We start from the raw sequence: 26537 nt of genomic DNA, 5'->3' as shown, positions 1-26537 counted from the left end.
CTTCGAGAGGAGCCAGTCATGATCAAGGTCAGGCAGCTCGCCCATGTCTGCATCTTCGCGCATGACCTGGAAGCGACGCGAAGCTTCTATCGCGACGTGCTCGGCCTCGACACCCAGTTCAATTTCCTGCGCGACGGCAAGATTTTCGGGTTCTACCTCAATTGCGGCGGCAGCAGCCATGTCGAGGTGTTTCAGAAGGACGGCACTGCTTATAGCGAGCACAACCAGATCAACCACTTTTGCCTTGAGGTTGAAAACATCGACGCGGCGATCGCCCATATCAAATCGAAAGGCGTCGATGTCACGGATAAGAAGCACGCCTGCGACGACACGTTTCAAGCCTGGATACGCGATCCCAACGGCGTGAAGATCGAGCTGTTCGAATATACCGAAAAAAGTGCGCAATTCGTCGGCGGCGATCGCATCGCCGACTGGTAGAGCATTCCGCCTTTTCCGTGAACGGTGAGACGCCCTAGAAATCCCAAGGTGAGATCAGCTCAAGGTTGGCCGGGCCGAAGTCGTTCAGGTTACGCGTTGCCAGCTGACCGCCATTCACGCGCACTATCGCTGCAATCATGCCATCGGGTGCCGACATGCCCCGGCCACGGCGCGTCGCCGTTCCCATAATCTCGCCATAAGCCAGAGCCGCCTCCTCCGTCAGCCCAAAAATGCGACCGGCAAAGCGATGGCGCCATTGGGAGAGACCTTGCTCCAGGCGATCGGCACGCTCGTCAGGTCGTATCTTTTGGATGCCGAAAGCGATTTCGGCAATCGCCACCGTAGGAAGCGCCAGTTCGGCATCGTTGCGGACCAGCCAAGCCATGACAGCCACGTCAGGCGCCTTTCTAAGGCTCTCTGAAATCACATTGGTGTCGACGAAAATCAAAGCTCCGGCCCTGTATGGACCTTGCGGCTTTCCCGGATGATTTCTTCCAGATCGATGTCGACGCCAACGCTTGCCGTCAGGCGAGAGTAGAAGGCGGATGCCGGTTCTCGCCCGGCCTCCCGAATCTCATAGGATTCAAGCGCGCGTTCGACGATATCAGCTATTGAGCGGTTTTCGCGACGAGCGAGTCGATGCGCAAGATCACGTGCTTTTGCGCTGCGGACGGAAAGCTGGGGTTCGGCCATTTCAAACTCCCTTTTGAGAAAGATATAGCCTTTTTTGCTCCTGCCATCAAGATGGCAGCTGATGGCAGTCCATCACTTCAGCTCGATCTCGATGAAGGCGTATTCACCGTCATTGGCGTTGATGACGTCGTGCTCGACGCCCTCCTTGCGGAAATAGGGCGCGCCCTTCTTCATCTCGGCGAAGGATTCGCCGTCCTTGGTCAACAGCTTTACCTTGCCGTCCATCAGCGGCACGACGACATAGTCGTGGCCGTGGCGGTGCCAGCCGGTGTTCTCGCCCGGCGCGAAGCGGTATTCGGTGACGATGACGCGTTCATTGTCGATGAAGACGGTGGCCTTGGCGGATCCGGTCATTGGGTTCTCCTATCTCCCTCAAGCAGATGACATGGAGTGGCCGGACGCGAGGGCCAGAGCGTGGCAGCGCATGACCCAGAAAATCGGAATCGATTTTCTGAAAGGATCATGCGCCAATCAAACTGCTACAGCGTCCTTTGCGCGTCCGAGGACGCGCGGCGCTGTAGACGACGCCAACAAAAAGCCCGGCGCGAGGCCGGGCTTGATATCAGGAATTTCAGATGGATCAGGCGAGGCTGCCATTGATCCAGTGCGACAGCGCGGTCTTGGGCGCCGCACCGACCTTCATGTCGGCCACTTCGCCGCCCTTGAAGATCATCAGCGTCGGGATCGAGCGCACGCCGAACTGCGCGGCAAGCTCGGGATTCTCGTCGATGTTCAGCTTGGCAATCTTGATCTTGGCGCCAAGTTCGGTGGCGATATCCTCAAGCGCCGGCGCGATCATCTTGCAGGGACCGCACCATTCCGCCCAGAAATCGACGACGACCGGTACGCTGGCGTTAAGCACATCGGCCTGGAAATTGCTCTTGTCGACCTTGACGGTGGTCATGCGGAAATCCTTTCGAAATTTTTCGTCGCACCAAATGTGGTGGTGATCGCGCCCTTCTTCAAGCAGGTGTTGTGTCACGCTCCCGTGAGTCGAGCAAGGGCGTCATCCATGGCGCCCGCCGGCAGCTCGATCAGCCGCGGCGCCTCGGTGAACAGCAAGGCCGCCTGGACCGCGCGACCGGGATAAAGCGGTTGCAGCAGGGCACGATAGAGCGCCAGCTGCAGGACATAGGCCGGCGGCACCTCGGCCAGAGAGGCGGGTGCCGGCCGGTTGGTCTTGTAGTCGACGATCGACACACTGTCCGGCGTCACCGCCAGCCGGTCGATCTTGCCGGAAATCGAGCGCTTTTTGCCCTTGACCTCCAGGCTGCCCATGATCGCGACTTCGGCACGCGACGACGGCGCAAACAGCGGACCGAAGCTGGCGTCGGCAAGGATGGCGGTCACCGAAGCCAGGCCCTTCTCCCGCTCCGACGGAGGCCATTCCGCACCCGTTCGTGCGAGGTAGCGTTCCGCCGCGCCCTGGCGCTCGTGCTCGGCAATGCCAGGCAGCATCTGCAGCAGCTTGTGCAGGGCAAGCCCGCGCAGCACGGCAAAACCTGGCTCCGCATCGGCATCGATAACCGGCGACGCCTTGTCGATCACGGCTTCCTTGCCTTCGTCGATCAGCGCCGCGGCGCCGGATGGCGACAGGGGACGCGGCAAGTCCTCGAACGGCGGCAAGGGCCGGAACAGGCCCGACGGCAAAGGCTCGAAAGCGTCGGCCTGCCGTGCCTGCTCGCTGGATACCAGTGCGACCGGCGGCAGCTTCGTGACATGGAAACGATGCGCCGGCTCGCCGCCGGCGGGATGCGGATGCTGCTGGCTCTCCGGAGCGCCGACCAGTGCACGGCTGACGATCGAGTGCCAGGTGCCGGCGTTCGGCGCCCGCTTGCCGTGATAGCCGCAGACGATCAGCCGGTCCTCGGCACGGGTCATGCCGACATAGAGCAGCCGGCGGTATTCGTCGTCGGCAAGTTCCCGTGCCCGCGCTGCCGCTGCTTTGGAAAAGCCGTTGGCGACGTCGCTGGCCGAGCGCCAGAGATAGCCCTTGCCATCCCAGGTGGCGCCGGAGCCGTCAAAGGGCATCAGGCGCGGCAGATGCTGGTCGCTGAACGGGGCGGAACCGCCATCGACCAGGAACACGACCGGCGCCTCCAGGCCCTTGGCGGCATGCACGGTCATGACCCGGACCTCGTCGCGGGTCTGGTCCATCTCACGCTTGATCTCGGGACCGGCGTTTTCCAGTGTCGACAGGAAGGCTTCCAGCCCAGGCAGGCCGGTTCGCTCCTCGGCGAGGCAGAAACTCAGGAACTCGTCGAGAATGTCACCGGCCTCAGGCCCGAGCCGCGCGATCATCTTTTTGCGCACGCCATCGCGCGCCAGCAGCCCGGCATAGAACTCGAACACCGGCTTGAAGGCGGCCTCATTTGTCCAGATGTCCAATTGCGCGACGATCTTTGTCAGTCGCTCGCTTTCGCCGGCACGCTGGCGCAGCGATGCGAGCAACGACAGCCCAGCTGCCCTCTGCGCAGCGAGCGTGAACAGCTCCTCCTCGGGCAAATCGAAGATCGGACTGCGCAGCACGGCGGCGAGCGACAGATCGTCCTGCGGCTGGATCAGGAGATGGCCAAGCGCGATCAGGTCCTTGACGGCGATATGGCCGGGCAGGCTCAGCCGGTCGGCGCCGGCGACCGGGATGTCGCGGCGTTTGAGCGCCCGGGTCAGCGCATGGACGAAGCGGTCACGCTTGCGCACCAGCACTAGCACGTCGCCAGGCCGCAGCCGCTTGCCGCGGCCTTCGATGATCTCACTGGTGCCGATCCAGCCGGCAATGGTGGCGGCGACGTTCTCGGCCACGCGCACCGCCGGCGCATGCGCATGGTCGATGGCTTGCGTCCAATCGTCGGGCTCGTCGACGACGTCGGCGCCGACCGATGGCCAGACCTCGACATAGCCCGGCGCATCGGTGCGGATCGCCTTGTGGCTCAGCGGATCGGGATCGTGACTGATGCCGCGCCGCACCAGGGGATCTGCGAAGACGCGGTCGACGGCGGCCAGAACATCGTCGGTCGAGCGGAACGACCAGGTCAGCTTGAGATCGGCGAAGGACGCCTCGGCGTCGCGCACCCTGCCAGCAAACAACAGCCGGCTGTCGGCGAAGGAATCCGGCGCCGCACCCTGGAAGGAATAGATCGACTGCTTCTCGTCACCGACGGCAAAGACCGTGCGATGGACCCTGTCGCGGGCGCCGAAGCCGGCAAAGAACTCTTCCGCCAGCCGCTTCACAACCTCCCATTGATCCGGGCTGGTGTCCTGTGCCTCGTCGAGCAGGATGTGGTCGATGCCCTGGTCGAGCTTGTATTGCACCCAGGGGCCGGCATCGGGCCGCGCCAGAAGGTTGACGGTGCGGGTGATCAGGTCGTTGAAGTCGAGAAAGCCGCGGCTGCGCTTCAGCACTTCGTAGCGGGCGATCAGCCAGTCGGCGATGGTCAGCGCGGCAACCGTGCCTTCCAGCATCCGGAACAGGGCCAGCCGATCGACGGTTTCAACGATCGTACTGGCTGCTGAGAGATAGCGCTCCGCCAGATCCGGCAGTCGGTCGACCAGCGCCTTCTTGAAGGCTTTTGCCGGGTCGTAGGCGTCGCCATCGGTCTTGAGGAAGGCTCTTGCGAGCAATTGCAGGCGGCGAATGGGATCGTTCTCGGCGAAGGCCTGGCGCGCATAGGGGAGGATGTTGTTCAGCACCGTCCTGGCATCGGCGGCATCGGCGGCCTGGGCAAAGCCGGCAAAATAATCGGGCAGGAAGCCCGGCAACGGCCAGACCGATGCCGCTATTCCTTCGGCGGTCTGACCGCGGCGGAAATGGAATTCGTCGACCAATGCCTGGAAGCGCGTGCCGTCGCGTCCGACCGCGTCGATGAAATTGCGCAAGCCGTCGCGCTTGCGCACGATCTCGCCTAGCAAGGCATCGAGCCCGGCCTCACCGCCACGGTCGAGGATGGTGGCAAAGGCCTCGGCCAGATCCCGGTCGCCGGCGGCAGTGCCGGAAATCATGTCGCGGCGCGCCGCGGCAAACAGCGAAGCCTCCATCTGGCCATCGAGCATCTCGAAATGGGCCGGGATGTTGGCCTCCAGAGGGAACTGGTGCAGCACGGATTCGCAGAAGGCGTGAATGGTCTGGATCTTCAGGCCGCCGGGCGTTTCCAGCGCCTCGGCGAAAAGGCGCCGCGCCCGGCGCATGGTCTCTGGATCCGGCCGCCGGCCTTCCAGCGCCTCGACCTTTGCCGCCAGATCCGCGTCACCAAGCGTCGTCCATTCCGACAGTGTCGAGAAAACCCGATTGGACATGTTGGCGGCGGCGGCGCGCGTGTAGGTCAGGCACAGTATCTTCGACGGATCGGTGCCGCGCAGCAGCAGCCGGATGACGCGCTGGGCCAACACATGGGTCTTGCCGGAGCCGGCGTTCGCCGACAGCCAGGCGGAATTCTGAGGGTCGGCGGCGCGGGCCTGGCTGGTCGCGGTGTCGCTCGGGATGGGATAGGCCTTTTTCATGCCTCCCCTCCCTCGTCACCGGCGTCGCCGCCGGCCGACCATTCCAGCACGCGGGCAAGATGGTCGTAATCGCCATCGGTCTCGCCCTCGCGAAACGGCAGCGCGCGCGACAGGTAACCGGTCGCCGGGTCGGCATAGTGGATCAACAGCTTTTCCAGCCGCGCCCAGGCCTCTTCGGCAAGATCGGCTGCGGTGCGCGGCTGGCGGTTGTGTTCGAGGATGGATTCTTCGAACACTTCGCCATTCGGCTTCAACCTGATGAAGGCCAGTTGCGACGGTTCACGCGCGCCCAAATCCTTGAAGGCTCCGCGCCTGAGCAGCGCGCCCTCCAGCGCCAGTTGCGGCGCCAGCAGCGTGTGCGCCTGCGCCTTGGACGGCGAGGATCCGGTCTTGTAGTCCAGTATGTCGGCTATGCCGCCAGCCAGCAGGTCGACACGGTCGGCATAGCCGGACAGCGTCACGCCGGACTGGCCAACGACGGTCTTTCCGGCGCGCTCCTCGGCATGCCGCCGGATCACCGCGCCGGCGCGCGTGCGTTCCCACTCGATGATGTTGGTGGCAAGTTTTTCGAAACGCGGCCACCACACCGCTTCGACATCGGCTGGAAGGGCTGCATCGGCAAAACAGGCACGGCCCGCTGATATGAGGCCGGCGAGCGCATCGGGAGCACGTGGATCGGCGACGCGTGCCGCGAACAGGTGCAGGATGGCATGGAACAGCGTGCCGCGCTCGGCCGCACCGGGGTCGCGGATGACCGGATCGAGCGGCACCAGGCCGAGGATTCGTCTTGCGTAGACGGCATAGGGATCACGGCGCAGTGTCTCGATCTCGGTGACCGAGAAATGGCCAGGGCGCACTGACAAGGGCGGCCTCGGCTGCGGCCGCGGCGCGAAATCCTGTCTTGGACCGGAGTCGAGTGCGCGCGCCCAGGTGAGCAGTTCGTCACCACGGCGGCGCAGCGCTGCCGCCTGGTCGTTGCCGATGAACGTGAGCAGGCGCTGCAACCAGCGCGACGGCACCGCCGGTGCATCGCCGGCACGCGCCGAGCGGGCCAGCAGCACCTTCTTCGCGCCCATGGCCATCTGGAAATCATGCGCGGCAAGGCCGATGCGCCGTTCCGGCGGTTCGAGATCGATGCCAGTCTTCATCAGCCGCGACATGAAGCGGTCGCTCTCGGGCTTGCGCGGCCATACGCCCTCGTTCAGCCCGCCGATGACCAGCGTGTCGACAGTCTGCAAGCGTGCTTCCAGCGCGCCCCAGATAGCGATGTTCCTGTCGGTGCCTTGCGCCGGCTTGACCGTTTCTGGCGCGATCAGCGCCGCCATCACGTCTGGCCATTCGCTCGCCGCGAAGGACAGCGATGCGGAAGCCGCGACCAACCCGCGCAGCAGTTCGGCAAGCTTTTCGCCGGCGTCACCGGCATAGAGTTCGCCAAGGCCGCCATCGGCGGTGCGGCCGAGATTTTCGAGTGCGACGACGCTGGCTGTGACCAGCGCGGCAAGGTCGGCGTCATCCTGGCCCCGGAAAGCCGCAAGTGGCGCCAGTGCTTGCGTGAGACGGTCCAGCAAATTCCGTGCGCTTTCGATGGCGCGCACGGTCAACCGGGAAAACCAGAAGGGCGGCCGGCTGCCGCTGCCCAGGCCGGTGAGGCGAGCCTCGAATAGTTCCGGCAACGAAACGATGTCGGGACGGCCTGTGCCGCCGCGCAGCGCCACCAGTTCGACCAGTTCCGCAGCATGGCGCACATCAGCCCGTTCGAGGCCGAGGCCAAGCAGCGGATGCTTGAGCAGCGACAGCAGGCCTACCGGATCGCCTGGCCGGAACACCGCTTCGAGCGCCAGCCGGAGCAGGCTGGCCGGCGGGGTGTTGGCGAGCGAGGTGCCGCCGGAATCGTCTGCGACGACGCCGAAGCGCTGGAGCTCGACCGAGACGCGCCGCGCCAGCGCGCGGTCGCCGGTGACGAGAGCGGCCTTTTGGCCTGATACTTCGACCGCGCGCTTGAGCGCCACGGCAATGGCCACGGCTTCGTCGCGTTCGCTGGCTGCTTCGAGCAAGGTCACGCCGGCGAATGCCCCGGCGATATCGGACGTCGAAAAGCCATTGCGCGTCTCGGCCCAAAATTCGGTGGTCTCAGCCGGCCGCAGGGCTTCGCCGACAAGGGCGGCGCGAAGCGCGAGCCGTGGCACGGGCGCGCCGATCTCCTCGACATCGCCGCGCAACACCCCGATCTTGGCGATCAGCCTGGCCAGGCCATATTGCGGATGGCCTAGCACGGCCGGACGCGCACCCGGCGCGGCGATTGCCTGGAAGGACGCTTCGTCCAGCGTCCGGTCGAGGCCTGGCAGCACGATGGCGCCGCCGGGCAAGCGGGCGATCGCCGCAAGCAGCTCAGCGGTGGCCGGAATGGAGCCGGTCGAGCCGGCGGCGATGACCGGTCCAGCGGGCGGATTGCGCTGCAGCCGCGCCGCCTCGGCGCGGATCAGCGCGCTGCGATGCGCGGCTGGATTGGAGCGATCGCTTTCCGCGAGGAATTTCGGCCAGGCGTCGGTGACGATGCCGAGGAATTCAAGCGTCACCTGCCACCATCCGGCAAGATTGCCGGTCACCAGGTCGGTGAGCTTGGCCCAGTCCGTGCCTTCCGTCTCGATCTCGTCCATCAGCCTTGCCAGATCGCGCGCCAGCCAGATCGCATCGGCGGTGGAGGCCGGGATGACGATCTCCTCGGCGAAGAGCGCGGCGACATGCGCCGGCAGCCGGCGTTTCCAGGCGCGCACCAGCGGCGTCAGCAGCAACAGGCGCTCAGTCGCGGCTATCGGCGGTGCGAGATCGATCGCCGCCGCTGCCTCGGTTTCGAACGCGGCCTCATCCTCATCGAACTCGCCGAGTGGCCGGACAACCGGCAGGATCGCCGAACCGCCGCCGCCGCGTGCCGCCAGGCTGTCGACGAAGACACCCCGCAGCGCGCGCGCGGCGCGGCGCGTCGGCACATAGATGGTGACATCGGCCAAAGCGAGCGGATCGCCGTCGAAGCGAAAGCCAGGAACAAGGCGGCCGGCAAGCAGCGCTTCGGCAAGCGTCGGTAGAAACGGCGCCCCGGGGGGGATCGAGAAAACGCGGCTTGAGCCGCTCATTGAGACTCGATTAGCGCGCCGGCGACCGCCGCTTCGGCGAGCGCAATGGCATCAGGCGTACCGACGGTGATCCACTGGCCGTGCATGGGCATGCCGAACAGTCGGCCGGCGGCGATGCTCGAATCGAAATAGGCGTTGAGCGAGTGCGGCCCGGCCGCTGCTTGCCTGAATAGGCGCGGATGGACGATCGCCGCTCCGGCATAGATCAGACCCGCCGGATCGCCTTTCGAGCGCTGCAAGGCTCCATCCGGCGCCACCAGGAAGTCGGTGCTGCCGTAGTGTCCGGTCGCCTGATTAAGATCCGCCAGCATCAGCAGAATATCCATTTTCGCCGCGTCCCATGCAAGGGCGAGGCGCTTGAGATTGAGTGGACCGTCGTCGATCCAGAAGGTGTCCGCGTTGAGGATGTAGAAGGGCTGCTCGCCCAATTCCGGCAACGCCTTGACGATGCCGCCGGCGGAATCGAGAAGTCTTTCGCTCTCATCGGAGATAACAATCTTCGGCGACTGGCGCGCCGCGACATGGGCGACGATCTGGTCGGGAAAATAGTGAACGTTGACCACCGCCTTGGCGACACCGGCGGCGGCCAGGCTGTCGAGGCTCCAGTCGAGCAGCGTCTTGCCGGCGATCCTGACCAGCGGCTTGGGAATGGTGTCGGTGATCGGCCGCATGCGTTTGCCGAGCCCGGCGGCAAGTACGATGGCAGTGTCCGGTTTTGCTGTCACAGCGCTCGCTCCTCCAGCAAACCGTTGGCGTTGTAGAAATCGCGCATGCTTGCCAGCGCCGGATGAGACAAGGCCCGGCGCAGATAATCGCGAATGCGCGGGAGATGCTTCAGATAATAGGGTTTGCCGTCGCGCTTTTCGAGACGGACGAAGATGCCGAGGATCTTGGAGTTCCGCTGCGCCGCCATGATTGCGTAGGATTCCAGGAAACTTGCCTCGTCGAAAGCGCCGGCTGCGTGGCGCGCCGTGATGTAGGCATCGAGCGTCTCTCTCTCGATCTCGGGCGACATCGTGACGCGCGCGTCCATGGCGAGCGAGGCGACGTCATAGGCGGACGGGCCGATCAGCGCATCCTGGAAATCGACGATGCCCAGCCGGTCATGACCGAAAAGATCGCCGCGCCAGATGATGTTGGGCGAATGGAAGTCGCGCAGCATCAGTGTGACTTCGCGGCCGTGCAGCCGGTCGAGAAGCGCATTCCACTCCCTGTGGTAGCCGGCGCGCAAGCTGTCGCTTGCCGGGCTGCCCGATAGCGCCGGCACGTACCAATCGACCAGCAGATCGACTTCGATCATCATGGCATCACGGTCGAAAGGCGGCACGTCGTGGAAGCCGCCGTGCCCTGTTTCCAGGCGCTGCGGCCAGGCTCTGCCATGCATCATGGCCAGCAGTTCGGCTGCCGCCGCATAGCGCTCGGCCAGCGGCTGGCCATCGCTGCCGAGAAACCCTTCCGAACCAAGATGTTCGAGCAGCAGGAATCCCTGCTCCTGGTCCTCGGCATGGATTTCCGGAACGGTGACGCCGCCGGCCTTCAAGGCGCGGTCGATGGCGACGAAGGCGGAGACCGACTGGGCGGTATGAGCGATCTCGGCATAGGGTCTGCCGTCGCGCACGGGTGGGCCGAGCACCAGCCGGGGGGAATTCATCAGCACTCGCGGCTTCCGGTCCGGCAGCGAAACGATCTCGTAGGAGCGGGCCGAAGCATCGCCAATGAAATGGCGGCGCTGCGCTTGCCCCCAGCCGGCGTTCACGAGAAAGTCGCGCATGGCCAGCGATCGTGCCGCCCGATCGAAGGCAGCGCCCTGCCCCGACAATCTCGCCAACCGGCCGTCGCCATGCTGGACGAGCTCGATCAGGACCGTGGTTTTCGGCAGATAATCTTCCGCCCGTTCCGGCCATTCGACCAAAGCGGCGCCTTGGGTCAGGGCTTCGTCGAAGCCGAGCTCATCGATCTCGGCCGCCGAGGACAGGCGGTAGAGATCGAAATGATGGACCGGGATGCGCGTGTCGTAGCTCTGCACCAGCGTGAAGGTCGGGCTCGGAACATCGAGACCGGCATCGTCGGCCAAGGTCCTGATCAAGGCCCGCGCCAACGTCGACTTGCCGGCGCCGAGATCGCCCTTGAGGGCAAGCACATCACCCGGGCGCAGCGACAGGGCAAGATCTTCGCCCAGCCGTGCTGTCTGTGTCTCGTCGGCGAGCAAACGCTCCAGCACCAATCCCGTCATCGAGCGTGCTACTCGGCCGCGGCGCGGATGCCCGGCATGTCGGGAAAGGTGCAGATGACGGTCGTGCCCTTGTCCTTGCCGGTTTCGATGCGAACGCTGCCTCCATGCAGCTCGACAAAGCTTTTGACGATCGACAGGCCGAGACCGGCACCGCGCCGGCGGCCGCCATTGGCGCGCGGCTCGAAGCGGCGAAACACAGAATCGAGCAGGTCCGGCGGCATGCCGGGGCCGTCGTCATGAACCGAGAATTCCACCCCGTCCGCCAGATTGCGGCAAGTGAGCCGGATGGTGCTGGCTTCCGGCGCGTAGTTGGCGGCGTTGCTAAGCAGATTGTAGAGGATCTGGCGGACGCGGATTTCGTCGCCGTGGAACGTCTTCGGCGCAGCACTGGCGTCGACCTCAAGCCTGATCGAATGCTCTTCCAGCCGGTCGGCGACCAGTTCGGCCGCGGCCGCAATGGTGCGATCGACGTGCACCTCGGAAATGTCGAGCTGCATGATGCCGGCGTCCACCGTGGCCAAATCGAGGATGTCGTTGACGATGGTGAGCAGCACCGAGGACGACGAGCTGACATGCTCGACATATTCGCGCTGTTTCTGCGTCAGCGGACCGGTCGTGGGCTGCGACAGCAGTTCGGTGAAGCCGATGATGTTGGTCAGCGGTGAGCGCAGTTCATAGGAGACGTGCTGGACGAATTCGTTCTTGAGCTGGTCGGATTTTTGCAGCGCCTCGTTCTTGTCCTTCAGCGCCCTTTCGACATTAACGCTGTCGGTAACGTCGACGAAGGTCATCATCACCTGCCCGTTGGGTAACGGGATCATGGCGTAGCTCAGCACATTGCCGTTGTTGAGTTCGGTCTGGCCATGGCGGTCGCGGCGCTCGTCGTCGAAGCCGGTGATGGCGGCGACGAAGCCTGGCCAGGGACTGTCCGCCGCCTGCCGGTCGCAAAGGTCGCGGACCGTGGAGACGTGGACATTTGGCTTGGCCGCTTCGCCGCTCAAACCCCAGAGTGTGGCAAAGGCGGGATTCGACAGCCGAAGCCTGCCGTCGGGGCCGAACACCGCCACGCCTTCGGCAAGATTGTCGAGCGTCTCGCCCTGGACCCGCACCGCTGTCTGGTAGCGGCTTTCGAGGTCCATCTTCTCGGTCAGGTTCTCGAACACCCAGGTCACGCCACCCTTGGGCTGCGGGTTGGCGACGACGCGGATGGTCTTGCCGTCCGGCAGATGCCACCAATGCTCCTGCGATTCCACGGCACGATAGGCGCCGAGCAAACCTTCCTTCCAGCGGCGCCATTCCGGTTGCTCGGCGATCTTGCCCTCGCTGCGCAGCCGGTCGAGCAGCAGCGCATTGTCGGGAGCGCTGTGCAGGAAACCACTGTCGAGGCCCCATAGCTTCTGAAAGGCCTGATTGAAGAACCGCAGCTTCTCGTCGGTGTCGAAAATGGCGACCGCCGTATTGAGCTGATCGAGCGTGTCGGCGTGGCTCCTGACGGTCCGCTCGTATTCGCCGCGAACCGTCTCGATAGCGCTGGTGTCGCAAGCAAGGCCGGCCGAGCCATCGCTGCCGGCGAAATCGGTGACCGCAAACACACGGCGATCACCTTCGATCACGGTGGAAAGCGACTGTTCGAAGACCGGATGTGTCTTGTGCTGGGCGGCAATCGTGTCGCGTGCCTGGCCGCCGAGGAACTCTTTTGCCTCCCGAACCGCGGTTTCGGCATTTTCGGATTCGACCGCATTGGCATAGGCCCGGTTGACCCACTTCAGCCGCCCATCCGCGCTGCGAAGCCAGGCCGGCATGTTCAGCGCGTCGAGCAGGCCGATCATCGTATCATGGTCGGCGGCCAGCCGCTGGTTCTCGATCTTCAGCCTGGCCTGGCTGCGCTGCGTCTCCGAAAGCGAGATAAAACGTACGAGCACATGCGCCGCGCTCTTGCGGCCATGCACTTCGAGCGGAGCGCCGGCCTGCGATTCGATGACGAGGTCGAAGGGTTTGGCTTTTTCGCGCAATCCCGCAACGGCATGTTCAAGTGCTGCCGCCGAACGCGGCATCAGCCAGCGGCCGAAAGCAAGAAAAGCGGCCCGGTCCTCCGGAGCGCCGCTTTCGACGGGCAATGTGCCGATGAGTTCCGGCTTCTTGTTTTCCGCGGCCCAGACGACCACGCGCTGGTCGCGCAGATTGAGCAGCGCCTCCGAGCGGCGGAGCGCCGCGTTGATATCGGCGAGGCGGCTCCTGAGCTCGACATTTTCCGCCGAGGTGCGGGCTCTTTCGCGGATGAGAACGATGGCCGAGAGAAGGGCAGCGCCCGTCACCCCGACAAACACGGCAAGCTGCATCACCTCTACGGCGCTCATCGACAATCCGGCGACGGCGGAACCAGCGGTCTCGGCATGCGCGACAGCACCTGCCAAAGGGCCGGCAAGCGCGGAGGTGGCAAGGAAGATCGACGCACGGACGCGCCAGGACACGCCCCCGCTTTGCAAGGCGGAGCCAGTGATCCTCGAATCGTCATGGCCGCCGGAAACGGCCCGTCCCGCTCTGTGCGGGTGTTGCCCCGGCATGTCTTGGTCCTCTCCGCCGCCTGAATGCAAGACCGCCCTGATGCACACCTCTCTTGAACCCCTCTCGGGCTGGAAGCGTCGCGAATCACCTGACAATAAACCCTCGCCGAATCGTCGTGAAGGCGATTGCGCGCAAAAATAAAGCCGGGCGAAAAGTCAATCGCCCGGCCTCAATATCTGGTAGCAATTTTAGATTTGGTTAATAGCGGTAGTGTTCCGGCTTGAACGGACCCTGCGGCGTGACGCCGATATAGGCCGCCTGCTCACCGGACAATTCGGTAAGACGGGCGCCAAGCTTGTCGAGATGCAGGCGCGCGACCTTTTCATCGAGATGCTTGGGCAGGACATAGACCTGGTTCTCGTACTGGCCGGGCTTGGTGTACAGCTCGATCTGGGCCAGCACCTGGTTGGTGAAGGATGCCGACATGACGAAGCTCGGGTGGCCGGTGGCGTTACCGAGATTGAGCAGGCGGCCTTCGGACAGAAGGATCATCCGCTTGCCGTCCGGGAAGGTGATCATGTCCACCTGCGGCTTGACGTTGGTCCATTTCAGGTTGCGCAGCGCGGCCACCTGGATCTCATTGTCGAAGTGGCCGATGTTGCCGACGATCACCATGTCCTTCATCGAGCGCATGTGGTCGAGGGTGACGACGTCCTTGTTGCCGGTGGTGGTGATGACGATGTCGGCGGTGGGTGCCGCGTCTTCCAGCGTGACGACTTCAAAACCATCCATCGCCGCCTGCAGGGCGCAGATAGGATCGACCTCGGTAACCTTGACGCGGGCGCCGGCGCCCTTGAGCGAGGCCGACGAGCCCTTGCCGACGTCGCCGTAACCGCAGACGACGGCTACCTTGCCGGCCATCATCGTGTCGGTGCCGCGACGGATGCCGTCGACGAGCGATTCCTTGCAGCCGTATTTGTTGTCGAATTTCGACTTGGTGACCGAGTCGTTGACGTTGATGGCGGGGAAGGGCAGCAGGCCCTTCTTCTGCAGCTGGTAAAGCCGGTTGACGCCGGTCGTCGTCTCTTCGGTGACGCCACGGATCGCCGCCTTCTGCTTGGTGAAGAAGCCGGGCGAGGCCTTCAGGCGCTTCTTGACCTGCGCGTAGAAGTATTCCTCTTCCTCGCTCTGCGGGTTGGACAGCACGTCCTCGCCGGCCTCGGCGCGGGCGCCGATCAGGATGTACATGGTGGCGTCGCCGCCATCATCGAGGATCATGTTGGAGAGGCCGCCGTCGGCCCACTGGAAAATCTTGTCGGTATAGTCCCAGTACTGCTCGAGCGACTCGCCCTTGACGGCGAACACCGGGATACCGGCCTCGGCGATGGCCGCGGCCGCGTGATCCTGGGTCGAGAAGATATTGCAGGAGGCCCAGCGGAGATCGGCGCCGAGCGCCTTCAGCGTCTCGATCAGGACCGCGGTCTGGATGGTCATGTGCAGCGAGCCGGTGATGCGCGCGCCCTTGAGCGGCTGCTTGTCGCCGAATTCCTCGCGGCTGGCCATCAGGCCCGGCATTTCGGTCTCGGCGATCTCGATTTCCTTGCGACCCCAGCCGGCAAGCGAGATGTCGGCGACCACATAGTCCTTGCTACCCGTCATGGCAGTGCTCCGAAGTTTTGTGCTGCGAATTGGTTGCGGATGCGCCCACGCCGGCAGGCGCGTCGAAGGGCGCGAATTGCCGGTCTGACTAGCAGATCGGCACCGAGACGACAATGGGATATAAAGAAATCTTTATTCGTGCATGTCTCTCGGACATGCGTTCGCAGTGTGGCGGATCAGCTTTCCTCGCCGAAGCGGGACGCCACCAGCTGCTCCAGAGCGTCGATGACCTGCCGCGCCTGCGGCCCGCTGGCGGTGACGCGGATCGAGTAGCCGGGGCTTGCCGCCAGCATCATCAGGCCCATGATCGAGGTGCCGCCGACCTTGACGCCGTCCTTCTCGACATGCACCGAGGCGTCGAAACCGCTGGCCAGCTGGACGAATTTCGCCGAGGCGCGGGCGTGCAGGCCGCGCTGGTTGATGATGGGGAAGTCCCTCGTGATGGTATCTTTGGCGATCTGATCTTTTTCCGGGGACAGCGCGTTCATTTGCTGCTCAGAAGCTGACTGGCGACGTTGATATATTTGCGGCCGGCCGCCTGCGCCTCATCGAGCGCCGCCGCCATATTGTCGCCCTTGCGGATCGAGGAGAGCTTGATCAGCATCGGCAGGTTCATGCCGGCGATCACCTCCGTGCGGCCGGACTCCATCACCGAGATGGCAAGGTTGGAGGGCGTGCCGCCGAACATGTCGGTCAGCACGATGACCCCCGCCCCGGTGTCGACACGGGCAACAGCGTCGACGATATCGCGGCGACGCTGCTCCATATCGTCATCGGCGCCGATCGCCACGGTTTCGAAATTGTCTTGTGGCCCGACGACATGTTCCACGGCATGTCGAAACTCGGCGGCCAGTTGACCGTGCGTTACAAGCACGAGTCCGATCATTCTTTGGTGGCTCCCGTCATCGCCGCTTCACAGGCGCATTTTATGCTCGCCAGCCATTCCAGGCGGCGGGAGCGCTATCTTGTCGACGCACGGCCCGTTGACAAGCCCAAAATTGCGCAGGTCCATGCCATTTTGACGCATTGCAGCAAAAAAGCCGGGGCGGATCATAGAAAAGGCGCGATCGACAGCCGCGCCATCACGGCGGGCAGTGCCGTGGCGGCGTTACGCTCGGCAAGGTCGATACGCGGCACCGGGCAGCCTGCGACAGGCTCGCTGATTTCCTCCTCCTGGAAACGGGCCATCTCTGCCTTTGGCACCAGCCTCACATGCAGGTCGATCACTCCGCCCGGCTCGAACGGCAGCGGTCGCGGCAAGAACCCAGGCACTTCGGCGAGACCGGCGATGGTCGCCGGCACGCGACAGACCAGCCGCCCGGCGCGGGCGGCGGCAAGCAGCCTGTCGTCGCCGATCAGCCGCGAGAACAGTCCGCGCGCGCGGCAATGGTCCAGGAGTGTCAGCGCCAACGTCGTCTTACCGGCGCCGGACGGCCCGGTGATAAGGACGCCGCGCTCGCCGATCAGGATCGCGGTTCCGTGAATGTTTTCTGGCTGCGCAACTGGATCAGGCACGATCTTGCACGATCATGTTTTTGGATGAAGCATGATGATCTTGTCCGAAAACCGTTTTCCACTTTGCTGGATCATGCCTGTTGGATGAAGCATGATCTCTGGACGAACGGAACCGTTCGTCCGAGAAAACCGGTTTCCACTTTTCGGGATCATGCTTCGGCCGGCAGCGTCACGACAAAGCGCGCGCCCTTGATCTCGCCGGGTTTGGTGCCGGGGATGTTCTCGGCGGTCAAGGTGCCGCCATGGGCCTCGACGATCTGCCTGGATATCGACAGGCCAAGGCCTGAATTCTGGCCGAACGCCTCGCCGGCCGGCCGGTCGGTGTAGAACCGTTCGAAGATGCGGTCGATGTTGTCGGCGCGGATGCCGGGACCATTGTCGTCGACCGTGATGATGTTGAACTTGCCGGCGCGTGCCAACGACAGGCCGATGTGACCATGGTCCTCGGGAACGAAGGAGCGAGCGTTCTCGATCAGGTTGGTGATCACCTGGCCGATGCGCAGGTCATGCCCGACGACGAAATAGCCTTTGACGCCCTGCGGCAGTTTGGCGATCTTGAACTCGATCTCGACCGCCTTCTTGTTGCGCGTGGCTTCACGCGAAACGACGACGAGATCGGTGATAAATTTCTTCAAGTCGACGGTCCCGGCATCTTCGCGCGCGAGCTCCGCATCAAGACGGGAGGCATCGGAAATATCGGTGATGAGCCGGTCCAGCCGCCTGACATCGTGCTGGATCACGTCCATCAGCCTGCCGCGCGAATCGTCGTTCTTGGCCAGCGGCAAGGTTTCCACCGCGCTGCGCAGCGACGTCAGCGGGTTCTTCAATTCATGCGACACGTCGGCCGCAAAGCTTTCGATCGCCTCGATGCGGGCGTAGAGAGCCTTGGTCATGTCGCGTATCGCGATCGAGAGATTGCCGATCTCGTCCTGGCGGTCGGAAAAGTCGGGGATTTCCTCACGGCTCTTGACGCCGCGCCGCACCCGCACCGCCGCCGCCGACAGCCGGCGCAGCGGATTGGCTATGGTGGAGGCGAGCAGCATCGACAGGATGGCGGTGACCAAGGCCGCGATGCCGAAGACGCGCAGGATCGCCTTGCGCTCTGCGGCGACGATCTTGTCGATGTCGCCGCCTTCAGTCGACAGCATCAGAACGCCGAGAACCGCTCGGAAGCGCTGGNTGCGTTCGGCGGCGACGATCTTGTCGATGTCGCCGCCTTCAGTCGACAGCATCAGAACGCCGAGAACCGCTCGGAAGCGCTGGATGGGCACCGCCACGGAAACGATCTGCTCACCCTGTTCCGATATGCGCACGATGGTCGACGGGCTGCCGGTGAGCGCCTTGACCACCTCCGGGAAGGCGGCGCCATTGCCGCCCGGCTGCTCGTGATAGACCGGCAGCTCGGTGTTGCGGAAGAAGTCGAAGACGAATTTCTGGATGCGCTCGAGCAGATCGGGCTGTTCCTCTTCCACCGGCGGCAGGTCGTAGCGCAGGATTTGGCCGCGCGAATAGAGATGGCGTGAATCGAGCAGCAGATTGGCGTCGCGGTCATAGATGCGGGCGCGGGTCCGGGTCGGCGAGATCAGCCTTCTCAGCACCGGCGCGACACGTTCCGGGTTGATCGGGAAGTCGAGATTGTCGAGTTGGTCGGAGCCCGGTCCAAGGCTTTCGCCGGCCTGCAGCTCAAGCAGCTTTTCCGGGTCGATGCTGATCGAATCCGTCTCGACCGTCGCCGACGCCGCGATCGCGCCGGCGATGATCTCGCCCTGCGTCATCAGGCTTTCGACGCGGGCGTCGATCAGCCCGTCGCGGAAGGTGTTGAGATAGAGAATGCCGGTCACCAGGACGGCAAGGCCGGCAAGGTTGAGGAAGAGGATACGTCGCGTCAGGCTGGAAAAGATATGATGGCCGAGGAAGCGGCGCATCGGGACCGTGATCTTCGACACGAAGGACGGCATGATCCGCGACGGCCGCCTCGAGGCGCCCGCCGGTCTGCTTCGCTGTGCCTCGACTGCCATCGAATAGCAGCTCCCGCCTAGTCTCTAGTTAGATGCATGTCGTCATCCCAAACCGGGACCACTTTTGGGCGACATGAAATACCTTGCTCTGGTGCATGTCGTCACCCCAAAAACCGGGACCACTTTTGGGCGACATGCACCTTACGCCTCGCGGAACCGGTATCCGACTCCGTAAAGGGTTTCGATCATCTCGAAGTCGTCGTCGACGGCCTTGAACTTCTTGCGCAGCCGCTTGATGTGGCTGTCGATGGTGCGGTCGTCGACATAGACCTGTTCATCATAGGCCGAATCCATCAGCGCATCACGGCTTTTTACGACGCCGGGACGCTGCGCCAGCGAATGCAGGATCAGGAACTCGGTGACGGTGAGCGTCACCGGCTCGCCCTTCCAGGTGCAGGTGTGGCGCTCCTGGTCCATGACGAGCTGACCGCGTTCGAGCGAGCGGGCTTGCTGGCTGGGTGTCTTGGCGGCGGCCTCGCGGGCACTGGCACGGCGCAGCACGGCGCGCACCCGCTCGACCAGCAGACGCTGCGAGAACGGTTTGCGGATGAAATCGTCGGCGCCCATCTTGAGGCCGAACAATTCATCGATCTCGTCGTCCTTGGAGGTCAGGAAGATCACCGGGAGGTCGGACTTCTGGCGCATCCGGCGCAGCAGTTCCATGCCGTCCATGCGCGGCATCTTGATGTCGAGGATGGCAAGGTTAGGCGGGCGTGCCGCCAATCCCTCCAGCGCTGACGCACCATCCGTATAGGTCTCGACGCGATACCCCTCGGATTCGAGCGCGATCGACACCGATGTCAGAATGTTGCGGTCGTCATCGACAAGCGCGATTGTTGCCATTTCAAGCGGCTCCCTCATGAGCTGTCCCTTCTTTCGTAGAGAAGGGGCTTTTGCAGGACAAATTAGGTACAAAATGTGGCATACGCCTTGCCCGCTGTCACGCGCGGCATGCCGGCGGCCACAATCCTACCTCGATATGGATTGGACGAACGTACATCGCCAATCCTTTGGGCAACCGCCGAACTTTTTGCACATATAAACGATTTAAACAACTTTCAAAATTTTTAAATCGATTAATGATTTGATATCATTCGGCTTTTCTGTTTCTGAGCATTTCAGTCCGCGGTGCGGGCTTGTCGGAAACACGCCGGCAAAGATGCGGCAAATCCAAGAAGGGACACCCATGTCGGAAGTCGGCAAACGCAATCCTGCCTGCGCTATCGATCATATCGGCCTGAAAACCACCGGCGTGGTGCGCTATAATTTCGGTGCGGCAGCCCTTTATGAGGAATCGATCCGACGCGGCGAAGCCAGGCTGACCGCGCACGGCGCGCTGCTCGCCGAGACCGGCCAGCACACCGGCCGCTCGCCCAAGGATAAATTCGTCGTCCGCGACGGCGCCACCGAGCCGCACATCTGGTGGGACAACAACAAGGCGATCTCGCCGGCCCAGTTCGACGCGTTGCTTGCCGATTTCCAGGCGCACGCCGCCGACAAGGATATTTACGTCCAGGATCTGGTTGGCGGCGCCGATGAAGAGCTGAAGCTGCCCACCAGGGTCATCACCGAGTTTGCATGGCACTCGCTGTTCATCCGCAATCTGCTCATCCGGCCGAATGCCGCCGAGCTCGAGCATTTCGTACCGGACATGACCATCATCGACCTGCCGTCCTTCCGTGCCGATCCAGCCCGCCACGGCAGCCGTACCGAAACGGTGATCGCCGTCGACCTCACGCGCAAGATCGTGCTGATCGGCGGCACCTCCTATGCCGGCGAGATGAAGAAGTCGGTGTTCACCATGCTCAACTATCTGCTGCCGGCGAAAGGCGTGATGCCGATGCATTGCTCTGCCAATGAGGGCGCGGCCGGCGATGCAGCCATCTTCTTCGGCCTGTCGGGCACCGGCAAGACGACGCTCTCGGCCGATCCCTCGCGCACGCTGATCGGCGACGACGAGCATGGCTGGGGGCCGCATGGCATCTTCAATTTCGAAGGCGGCTGCTACGCCAAGACGATCAAGCTGTCGTCGGAAGCCGAGCCGGAAATATTTGCCACCACGCAGCGCTTCGGCACCGTGCTGGAAAATGTCGTGCTCGATGTCGACGGCGTGCCGGATTTCAACGACGGGAGGCTCACCGAAAACACGCGCTGCGCCTATCCGCTGGACTTCATCCCCAACGCCAGCAAGACGGGACGCGCCAACCACCCCAACAACATCATCATGCTGACCGCCGACGCCTTCGGCGTGATGCCGCCGATCGCGCGGCTGAGCCCGGCGCAGGCGATGTATCATTTCCTCTCCGGTTACACCGCCAAGGTGGCCGGAACCGAAAAGGGCGTGACCGAGCCCGAGGCGACGTTTTCCACCTGTTTCGGCGCGCCGTTCATGCCGCGCCATCCATCCGAATACGGCAACCTGCTGCGCGAGCTGATCGCCCGCCATGGCGCCGATTGCTGGCTGGTCAACACCGGCTGGACCGGCGGCGCCTACGGTACCGGCAAGCGCATGCCGATCAAGGCGACGCGGGCCTTGCTTGCCGCCGCACTCGACGGCTCGCTGAAGACGGCCGAGTTCCGCACCGACCCTCATTTCGGTTTCGAGGTGCCGGTGGCGGTTCGCGGCGTCGACAGCGCCATTCTCGACCCGCGCTCGACCTGGGCTGACAAGGCCGGCTATGACCTGCAGGCGGCAAGACTGGTCGGCATGTTCGCCGTCAACTTCGAGAAATTCGAACGCCATGTCGACGCCGTGGTGCTGGGCGCCGCGCCGCGCATGCAGGAAGCGGCGGAGTAACCACGCCATCGGACTAAGCCGTCGTTGAAAGGCCCGGTCTCGATCGGGCCTTTTCTTTTTTGATCCGCCGCGCCATGACTGCGGCATGGCGAGCGACGACAACATCATCATTGCCGACGATGCGGTGATCTACCCGGGCGACCTGCACGAGGACTTCATCCGTTCGTCCGGTCCAGGCGGCCAGAACGTCAACAAGGTGGCGACGGCGGTGCAGCTGCGCTTCGATGCGGCCAACGCAACGGGCCTGTCGGAGCGCGTGCGCGAGCGCACGATCAAGCTTGCCGGCCAGCGTGCCACCAAGGACGGCGTCATCGTCATCGAGGCAGGCCGCTTCCGCACCCAGGAACAGAACCGGGCGGACGCACGGGCACGACTCACGGCGCTGGTCGCCAAGGCCGCCGAACCGCCACCGCCGCCGCGCAAGAAGACGCGGCCGTCGAAGGGTGCGGTGGAGCGGCGGCTGAAGAGCAAGGCCGGACGCGGCACGATCAAGAAACTGCGCGGCCGGGTGGAGAATGATTAAGCACTACACACCCAATGGCGAGCACACAAAACAACTTCCAATTTCGAACCGCAAATGACATGAGCGGCGACTTTCAGGTCGCCGTTTTCATTTGGCGATGGCATGCTTGACTTTTGACGAACGGATCTAGCGACCAAGCCTATGCTCGTCCTGCCCAAAGGCGTCCGCCACATGCCAGCTTACCTGTCACGCAGCGTGCAGGAAGCGCTGGTCGATGAGGTGAGAAGCATCGTGCAGCAGGCGCCGCTATTCGTGCCAGCCATGCCGCGCACCGGCAAGGAGATGAGCGTGCGCATGACCAATTGCGGCCCGCTCGGCTGGGTTACCGACAAGGAGCAAGGCTACCGCTACCAGCCGACGCATCCAGTGACCGGAGCGCCATGGCCGCCAATCCCGAACAGCCTGCTCGAGCTGTGGCGGCAGGTCTCGGGCTATCCGCATCCGCCGGAAGCGTGCCTGGTCAATTTCTACACTCCAGAGGCAAAGATGGGCCTGCACCAGGACCGCGACGAGGCCGATTTTTCGGCGCCGGTGGTTTCCGTCTCGCTCGGCGACGATTGCCTGTTCAGGGTTGGCCAAGTGACGCGCGAGGGGGCGACGCGCGAGGGCGGCACAAAGTCGTTTCGACTGAAAAGCGGCGATGTCGTGGTGCTCGGCGGCGAAGGCCGCCTGTGCTTCCACGGCGTCGACCGGATCTATCCCTCGACTTCGGCGCTGCTGAAAAATGGCGGCCGCATCAATCTGACGCTGAGGCGGGTGACGAAGCCGGCCGTCACAGCTTCCTGAGCGCCACTTCCTCGACCCGGTGGTCGGCGCCCTTGCGCAGGATGAGGTCGGCGCGGGCCCGCGTCGGCAGGATGTTCTCGCGCAGGTTCTTCAGGTTGATGTTGGTCCACAGACCTTCGGCGATGGCGCGCGCCGAACCCTCCGAGAGCTGCGAATAGCGGTGAAAGAAGGACTCCGGGTTGCGGAAAGCGGTCTCACGCAGCCGCATGAAGCGGGAGATGTACCAATTGTGGATCAGCTTCTCGTCGGCATCGATATAGATGGCGAAGTCGAAGAAATCCGACAGGAAGGGCACGATCTTGCCGTCCTGCGGCAGCTTGCCGGGCTGCAGGACATTGATACCTTCGAAGATCAGGATGTCAGGCCGATCGATGGTGACGAACTCGCCGGGAATGACGTCATAGGTCAGATGCGAATAGACCGGCGCGCGGACATCGGGCAGCGCCGACTTGATCCCCGAGAGGAAGCGCAGCAGCGCGCCGACATCGTAGCTGTCCGGAAATCCCTTGCGTTCCATCAGGTTCTCGCGGCGCAGGACCTCGTTGGGAAGCAGGAAGCCGTCGGTGGTGATAAGGTCGACCTTGGGGCTCGACGGCCAACGCGCCAACAGCTCCTTCAACACGCGCGCCGTGGTCGATTTGCCGACCGCGACGGAACCGGCAATGCCGATGATAAAAGGCGTCTTGACGATGTCCACCGCGTTGAAAAAGGCCTGGCGTTGCCTGAACAGCAGCTGGCTCGCCTCGACATGCGCGGACAAGAGCCGCGACAACGACAGATAGATGCGCTTGACCTCTTCGAGGTCGATCGGGTCGTTGAGCGAGCGCAGGCGGCGGAATTCGTCCGCGCTTAGCGTCAATGGCGTGTCGGCGCGGAATTGCGACCATTGCTCGGCGGAGAAGAAGCGAAAGGGGGAATATTTCTCGGTTGGCGCGAGCTGATCCATCGAGATACCTGCCTTCCTCGCGGTCAGCCCTTGGGCCGTGACGCCTTCTCGGCGATGCCCGAATGCCCGGTGCGGCGTTCGAGTTCCCTAAGCACGTCGCTCAGCGGAACCCCGGAGAGGCCGAGAACGACGAGCCAATGATATACAAGATCGGCGCTTTCCGAAACGAGGGCCTGTTTATCGCCCTTGACGGCGGCAATGACGGTCTCGACCGCTTCTTCGCCAAGCTTCTGCGCCGCCTTGTCGATGCCGCGCGCAAACAGGTTTGCAGTCCAGGAGTCCGGATCACCGGAATGGGCGCGTTCCCCAACGATTTTTTCCAGATCGGATAGCGAAAACTCGGTCATGACCGTCATCTATCTGCTTGTTTCAGCATGATCTTTTTGCCGAAAACCGGTTCCCACTTTTCGGGATCATGCTTTAGGACCGATTGCCAAGCGAGTCCAGCCGCATCGGCAGCCCCGCAGCGGCCATATGCGCCTTGGCCTGCGCTATCGTATAGGTGCCGAAATGGAAGATGGAGGCCGCCAGCACCGCGCCGGCATGGCCATCGCGAATGCCTTCGACCATGTGATCGAGCGTGCCGACACCGCCGGAAGCGATGACCGGCGCCCGCACCGCGTCGGCAATGGCGCGGGTCAGCGCGATGTCGTAGCCGGCCTTGGTGCCGTCCCGATCCATCGAGGTCAGCAGGATCTCGCCGGCGCCGCGATCGACCATTTTTCGCGCGAACTCGACCGCATCGATGCCGGTCTTCTCTCGCCCGCCATGGGTGAAGATCTCCCAGCGATCGGCCTCGCCGGCGCCCGACACTTTCTTGGCATCGATGGCGACGACGATGCACTGGTTGCCGAACTTGTCGGCCGCCTCGGCGACGAAATCCGGGTTCTTCACCGCCGCCGTGTTGATCGACACCTTGTCGGCGCCGGCCAGCAGCAGCTTCCTGATATCGGCGACCTGGCGCACGCCGCCGCCGACGGTCAGCGGCATGAAGCATTGTTCGGCGGTGCGTGCGATGACGTCGAAGATAGTCTCGCGATTGTCCGACGAAGCGGTGATGTCGAGAAAGCAGAGCTCGTCGGCGCCGGCGGCGTCATAGGCTTTGGCCGCCTCGACCGGATCGCCGGCGTCGATCAGATCGACGAAGTTGACGCCCTTGACGACGCGACCGTTCTTGACGTCGAGGCAGGGGATGACACGGGCTTTCAGCATCAGCGGCCCTCTATCGTGGCGATGAGATCGTTGAGCAACTGACCGACCAGCGGCGGGACATCGCCCTGCGCGTCGAAGGCCGGATCATAGGCGGAAACAGTGATGCCGACGACCGGCACAGCAAGTGCCGCGGCGCAAGCCGCGTCGCGCAACTGTTCCGGGCTCGGCCCGCCGGAACTGACGTAGCGGTTGGCCTGCAGCTGCTGGGGGTCATGCACGTCGAGGTCGAGATGCATGTGCACGCGTCTGGCACCGGCGACCTTCAGTCTTTCGGTCGCCTGGGCCACTCCCGGACATTCCGTCCGGATGATCGGCAATGTCTCGAGGAGCTGCTTTTCCGCGGCATCGAGATCGCGTGCGTTGATGAGCACGCAGCGGGACGGATCGATCGGCTTGAAGCCGGGAATGGCCGCCGCCATCGGGCGCCAGCACAGGCCCAGAACAGTGGCCAGCGCCATGCCGTCGAGAAAGCCATACATGGATGTCTCGGGCGTGTTGAGGTCACCATGCTGGTCGGCCCAGATGATCGCATCGGCGTCCTCACCGGCGACCGCGCCAGCGCTGGTCAGGCAGTTTCCGGCAAGAACGATGGGAAAACGACCGGCGTCACGGGCAAAGCGAACCTCGGCGGCAACCGCGTTGCAGACGGCAAAGCCGGTGGCGATCTCGCGCTCCTGAATGTCTCCGACCTTGCCGATGTCTTCCACGGCAACATCGTGGCCAGCTATGGTCAGCGCGTCCACGAGACCGCCCGATATCAGCGAATCCGGACCTTGGCCCATGCCGCCATGGTAGTGGCCGCTGTCATAAGAGGCCAGAATGATGGAGATTTTCACGACCGCGTCTCCGCCGCAGGCCGGCCTTTCAGGATCGCCAGCGCCTCGGTCGGATCGATGCGGCCATCATAGAGCGCGCGGCCGGAGATCGCGCCCTCGAGCTTTTTCGCGTCGGGCATGGTCATGCGCACGATGTCCGCGATCGAGGCGAGGCCGCCGGAAGCGATGACCGGGATCGACACGGCGTCGGCAAGGTCGATGGTGGCATCCCAGTTGATGCCGGTCAGAACGCCGTCGCGGTCGATGTCGGTGTAGATGATGGCGGCGACGCCGGCGCCCTCGAACTTCTTCGCCAGTTCGATGACGCCGAGGCTCGACGCCTCGGCCCAGCCTTCCACGGCAACCTTGCCGCCCTTGGCATCGATGCCGACGGCCACCTTGCCGGGGAAAGCCATGCAGGCCTGCTTGACCAGGCCGGGGTCACGCACCGCCACCGTGCCGAGGATGACGCGGGCCAGCCCGCGATCGAGCCAGTCCTCGATCTGCGCCAGCGTGCGGATGCCGCCGCCGAGCTGGACCGGATTCTTCGTCGCCTTGAGGATGGCGCCGACCGCCGCGCTGTTGACGCTCTGGCCCTGGAACGCGCCATTGAGGTCGACGACGTGCAGCCATTCGAAGCCCTGTTTTTCGAAGGCCTTGGCCTGGGCCGCCGGATCGTCATTGTAGATGGTCGCGGTGGCCATGTCGCCGTGCTTGAGGCGCACGCATTGGCCGTCCTTGAGGTCGATGGCTGGGAAAAGGATCATCC

The 26537-nt window shown here is 63.8% G+C and carries 24 protein-coding genes; 4 read left to right on the top strand and 20 right to left on the bottom strand.

Features of this window, described 5'->3' with window-relative positions; all coding sequences use genetic code 11:
- The first annotated feature begins 18 nt into the window (after nucleotides 1–18).
- A complete protein-coding gene (locus tag X744_RS148310; RefSeq protein WP_023761147.1) occupies nucleotides 19–438 on the top strand; it encodes a VOC family protein in 420 nt (139 codons plus the stop codon).
- 34 nt (nucleotides 439–472) lie between these two features.
- On the opposite strand, the gene X744_RS148315 is transcribed toward X744_RS148310, so the two are convergent.
- The 15 genes from X744_RS148315 to X744_RS148385 all read right to left on the bottom strand — a co-directional run bounded on the left by X744_RS148315 (nucleotide 473) and on the right by X744_RS148385 (nucleotide 19532).
- Nucleotides 473–886, bottom strand: coding sequence for a type II toxin-antitoxin system VapC family toxin (locus X744_RS148315; RefSeq protein ID WP_023761146.1), 414 nt, complete (start codon nucleotides 884–886; stop codon nucleotides 473–475).
- The gene (locus tag X744_RS148320; RefSeq protein ID WP_023761145.1) at nucleotides 883–1131 is read right to left on the bottom strand and encodes a hypothetical protein; all 249 of its coding nucleotides are present in this window, start codon (nucleotides 1129–1131) and stop codon (nucleotides 883–885) included. The genes X744_RS148315 and X744_RS148320 overlap by 4 nt, the downstream gene beginning before the upstream one ends.
- Before the next feature lie 72 nt (nucleotides 1132–1203).
- On the bottom strand, nucleotides 1204–1485 hold the full coding sequence (locus X744_RS148325; RefSeq protein ID WP_023761144.1) for a cupin domain-containing protein: 282 nt from the start codon (nucleotides 1483–1485) through the stop codon (nucleotides 1204–1206).
- 226 nt (nucleotides 1486–1711) lie between these two features.
- Nucleotides 1712–2035 carry a thioredoxin gene (trxA, locus tag X744_RS148330; RefSeq protein ID WP_023761143.1) on the bottom strand — a complete coding sequence of 108 codons (324 nt, stop codon included), beginning with the start codon at nucleotides 2033–2035 and terminating at the stop codon, nucleotides 1712–1714.
- A 74-nt stretch (nucleotides 2036–2109) separates the two neighbouring features.
- Nucleotides 2110–5628 carry a double-strand break repair helicase AddA gene (gene addA / locus X744_RS148335; RefSeq protein WP_023761142.1) on the bottom strand — a complete coding sequence of 1173 codons (3519 nt, stop codon included), beginning with the start codon at nucleotides 5626–5628 and terminating at the stop codon, nucleotides 2110–2112.
- The gene (gene addB, locus X744_RS148340) at nucleotides 5625–8759 is read right to left on the bottom strand and encodes a double-strand break repair protein AddB (RefSeq protein ID WP_023761141.1); all 3135 of its coding nucleotides are present in this window, start codon (nucleotides 8757–8759) and stop codon (nucleotides 5625–5627) included. Before addB ends, addA begins: the two co-directional genes overlap by 4 nt.
- Nucleotides 8756–9484 (bottom strand): nucleotidyltransferase family protein, encoded by a 729-nt coding sequence (locus X744_RS148345; protein ID WP_023761140.1) that lies wholly within the window; start codon nucleotides 9482–9484, stop codon nucleotides 8756–8758. The genes addB and X744_RS148345 overlap by 4 nt, the downstream gene beginning before the upstream one ends.
- Nucleotides 9481–10992, bottom strand: coding sequence for a tRNA (adenosine(37)-N6)-threonylcarbamoyltransferase complex ATPase subunit type 1 TsaE (gene tsaE / locus X744_RS148350; RefSeq protein WP_023761139.1), 1512 nt, complete (start codon nucleotides 10990–10992; stop codon nucleotides 9481–9483). Before tsaE ends, X744_RS148345 begins: the two co-directional genes overlap by 4 nt.
- A gap of 8 nt (nucleotides 10993–11000) precedes the next feature.
- Nucleotides 11001–13556 (bottom strand): ATP-binding protein, encoded by a 2556-nt coding sequence (locus X744_RS148355; RefSeq protein ID WP_023761138.1) that lies wholly within the window; start codon nucleotides 13554–13556, stop codon nucleotides 11001–11003.
- Nucleotides 13557–13755: 199 nt separating this feature from the next.
- Complete coding sequence (ahcY, locus tag X744_RS148360; protein ID WP_023761137.1) at nucleotides 13756–15156, bottom strand: adenosylhomocysteinase; 1401 nt, start codon at nucleotides 15154–15156, stop codon at nucleotides 13756–13758.
- Between the two features lie 176 nt (nucleotides 15157–15332).
- A complete protein-coding gene (locus tag X744_RS148365) occupies nucleotides 15333–15644 on the bottom strand; it encodes an HPr family phosphocarrier protein (RefSeq protein ID WP_023761136.1) in 312 nt (103 codons plus the stop codon).
- Nucleotides 15641–16042, bottom strand: a complete 402-nt coding sequence (locus X744_RS148370; RefSeq protein WP_023761135.1) for a PTS sugar transporter subunit IIA — start codon at nucleotides 16040–16042, stop codon at nucleotides 15641–15643. Before X744_RS148370 ends, X744_RS148365 begins: the two co-directional genes overlap by 4 nt.
- Nucleotides 16043–16206: 164 nt before the next feature.
- Entirely contained in the window at nucleotides 16207–16671 is a 465-nt protein-coding gene (locus X744_RS148375; protein ID WP_023761133.1) for an HPr kinase, read from the bottom strand.
- A gap of 149 nt (nucleotides 16672–16820) precedes the next feature.
- Entirely contained in the window at nucleotides 16821–18689 is a 1869-nt protein-coding gene (locus X744_RS148380; protein WP_023761132.1) for a sensor histidine kinase, read from the bottom strand.
- Between the two features lie 141 nt (nucleotides 18690–18830).
- Nucleotides 18831–19532: a response regulator transcription factor gene (locus X744_RS148385; protein WP_013528337.1), complete on the bottom strand. Its 702-nt coding sequence runs from the start codon at nucleotides 19530–19532 to the stop codon at nucleotides 18831–18833.
- Between the two features lie 343 nt (nucleotides 19533–19875).
- On the opposite strand from X744_RS148385, the gene X744_RS148390 reads away from it, so the two are divergent.
- The 3 genes from X744_RS148390 to X744_RS148400 all read left to right on the top strand — a co-directional run bounded on the left by X744_RS148390 (nucleotide 19876) and on the right by X744_RS148400 (nucleotide 22795).
- Nucleotides 19876–21486 carry a phosphoenolpyruvate carboxykinase gene (locus X744_RS148390; RefSeq protein ID WP_023761131.1) on the top strand — a complete coding sequence of 537 codons (1611 nt, stop codon included), beginning with the start codon at nucleotides 19876–19878 and terminating at the stop codon, nucleotides 21484–21486.
- A gap of 85 nt (nucleotides 21487–21571) precedes the next feature.
- Nucleotides 21572–22009 carry an alternative ribosome rescue aminoacyl-tRNA hydrolase ArfB gene (arfB, locus tag X744_RS148395; RefSeq protein ID WP_023761130.1) on the top strand — a complete coding sequence of 146 codons (438 nt, stop codon included), beginning with the start codon at nucleotides 21572–21574 and terminating at the stop codon, nucleotides 22007–22009.
- 141 nt (nucleotides 22010–22150) lie between these two features.
- Nucleotides 22151–22795, top strand: coding sequence for an alpha-ketoglutarate-dependent dioxygenase AlkB (locus tag X744_RS148400; RefSeq protein ID WP_023761129.1), 645 nt, complete (start codon nucleotides 22151–22153; stop codon nucleotides 22793–22795).
- Here X744_RS148400 and coaA read toward each other — a convergent pair.
- From coaA to hisA, 5 genes are all read right to left on the bottom strand, one after another.
- Entirely contained in the window at nucleotides 22782–23741 is a 960-nt protein-coding gene (gene coaA / locus X744_RS148405) for a type I pantothenate kinase (RefSeq protein WP_023761128.1), read from the bottom strand. The two genes, X744_RS148400 and coaA, sit on opposite strands and share 14 nt — an antisense overlap.
- 23 nt (nucleotides 23742–23764) lie before the next feature.
- Nucleotides 23765–24088: a phosphoribosyl-ATP diphosphatase gene (locus X744_RS148410; protein WP_023761127.1), complete on the bottom strand. Its 324-nt coding sequence runs from the start codon at nucleotides 24086–24088 to the stop codon at nucleotides 23765–23767.
- Nucleotides 24089–24161: 73 nt separating this feature from the next.
- Nucleotides 24162–24956 (bottom strand): imidazole glycerol phosphate synthase subunit HisF, encoded by a 795-nt coding sequence (hisF, locus tag X744_RS148415; RefSeq protein ID WP_023761126.1) that lies wholly within the window; start codon nucleotides 24954–24956, stop codon nucleotides 24162–24164.
- A complete protein-coding gene (locus X744_RS148420; protein WP_023761125.1) occupies nucleotides 24953–25789 on the bottom strand; it encodes an arginase family protein in 837 nt (278 codons plus the stop codon). The genes hisF and X744_RS148420 overlap by 4 nt, the downstream gene beginning before the upstream one ends.
- Nucleotides 25786–26535, bottom strand: a complete 750-nt coding sequence (gene hisA / locus X744_RS148425) for a 1-(5-phosphoribosyl)-5-[(5-phosphoribosylamino)methylideneamino]imidazole-4-carboxamide isomerase (protein WP_023761124.1) — start codon at nucleotides 26533–26535, stop codon at nucleotides 25786–25788. The genes X744_RS148420 and hisA overlap by 4 nt, the downstream gene beginning before the upstream one ends.
- Nucleotides 26536–26537 lie beyond the last annotated feature (2 nt).

Origin of the sequence: Mesorhizobium sp. LNHC252B00, assembly GCF_000502955.1 — a bacterium.
Taxonomy (GTDB): Bacteria; Pseudomonadota; Alphaproteobacteria; order Rhizobiales; family Rhizobiaceae; genus Mesorhizobium.
This window is presented reverse-complemented; position numbering and strand designations above follow the sequence as displayed.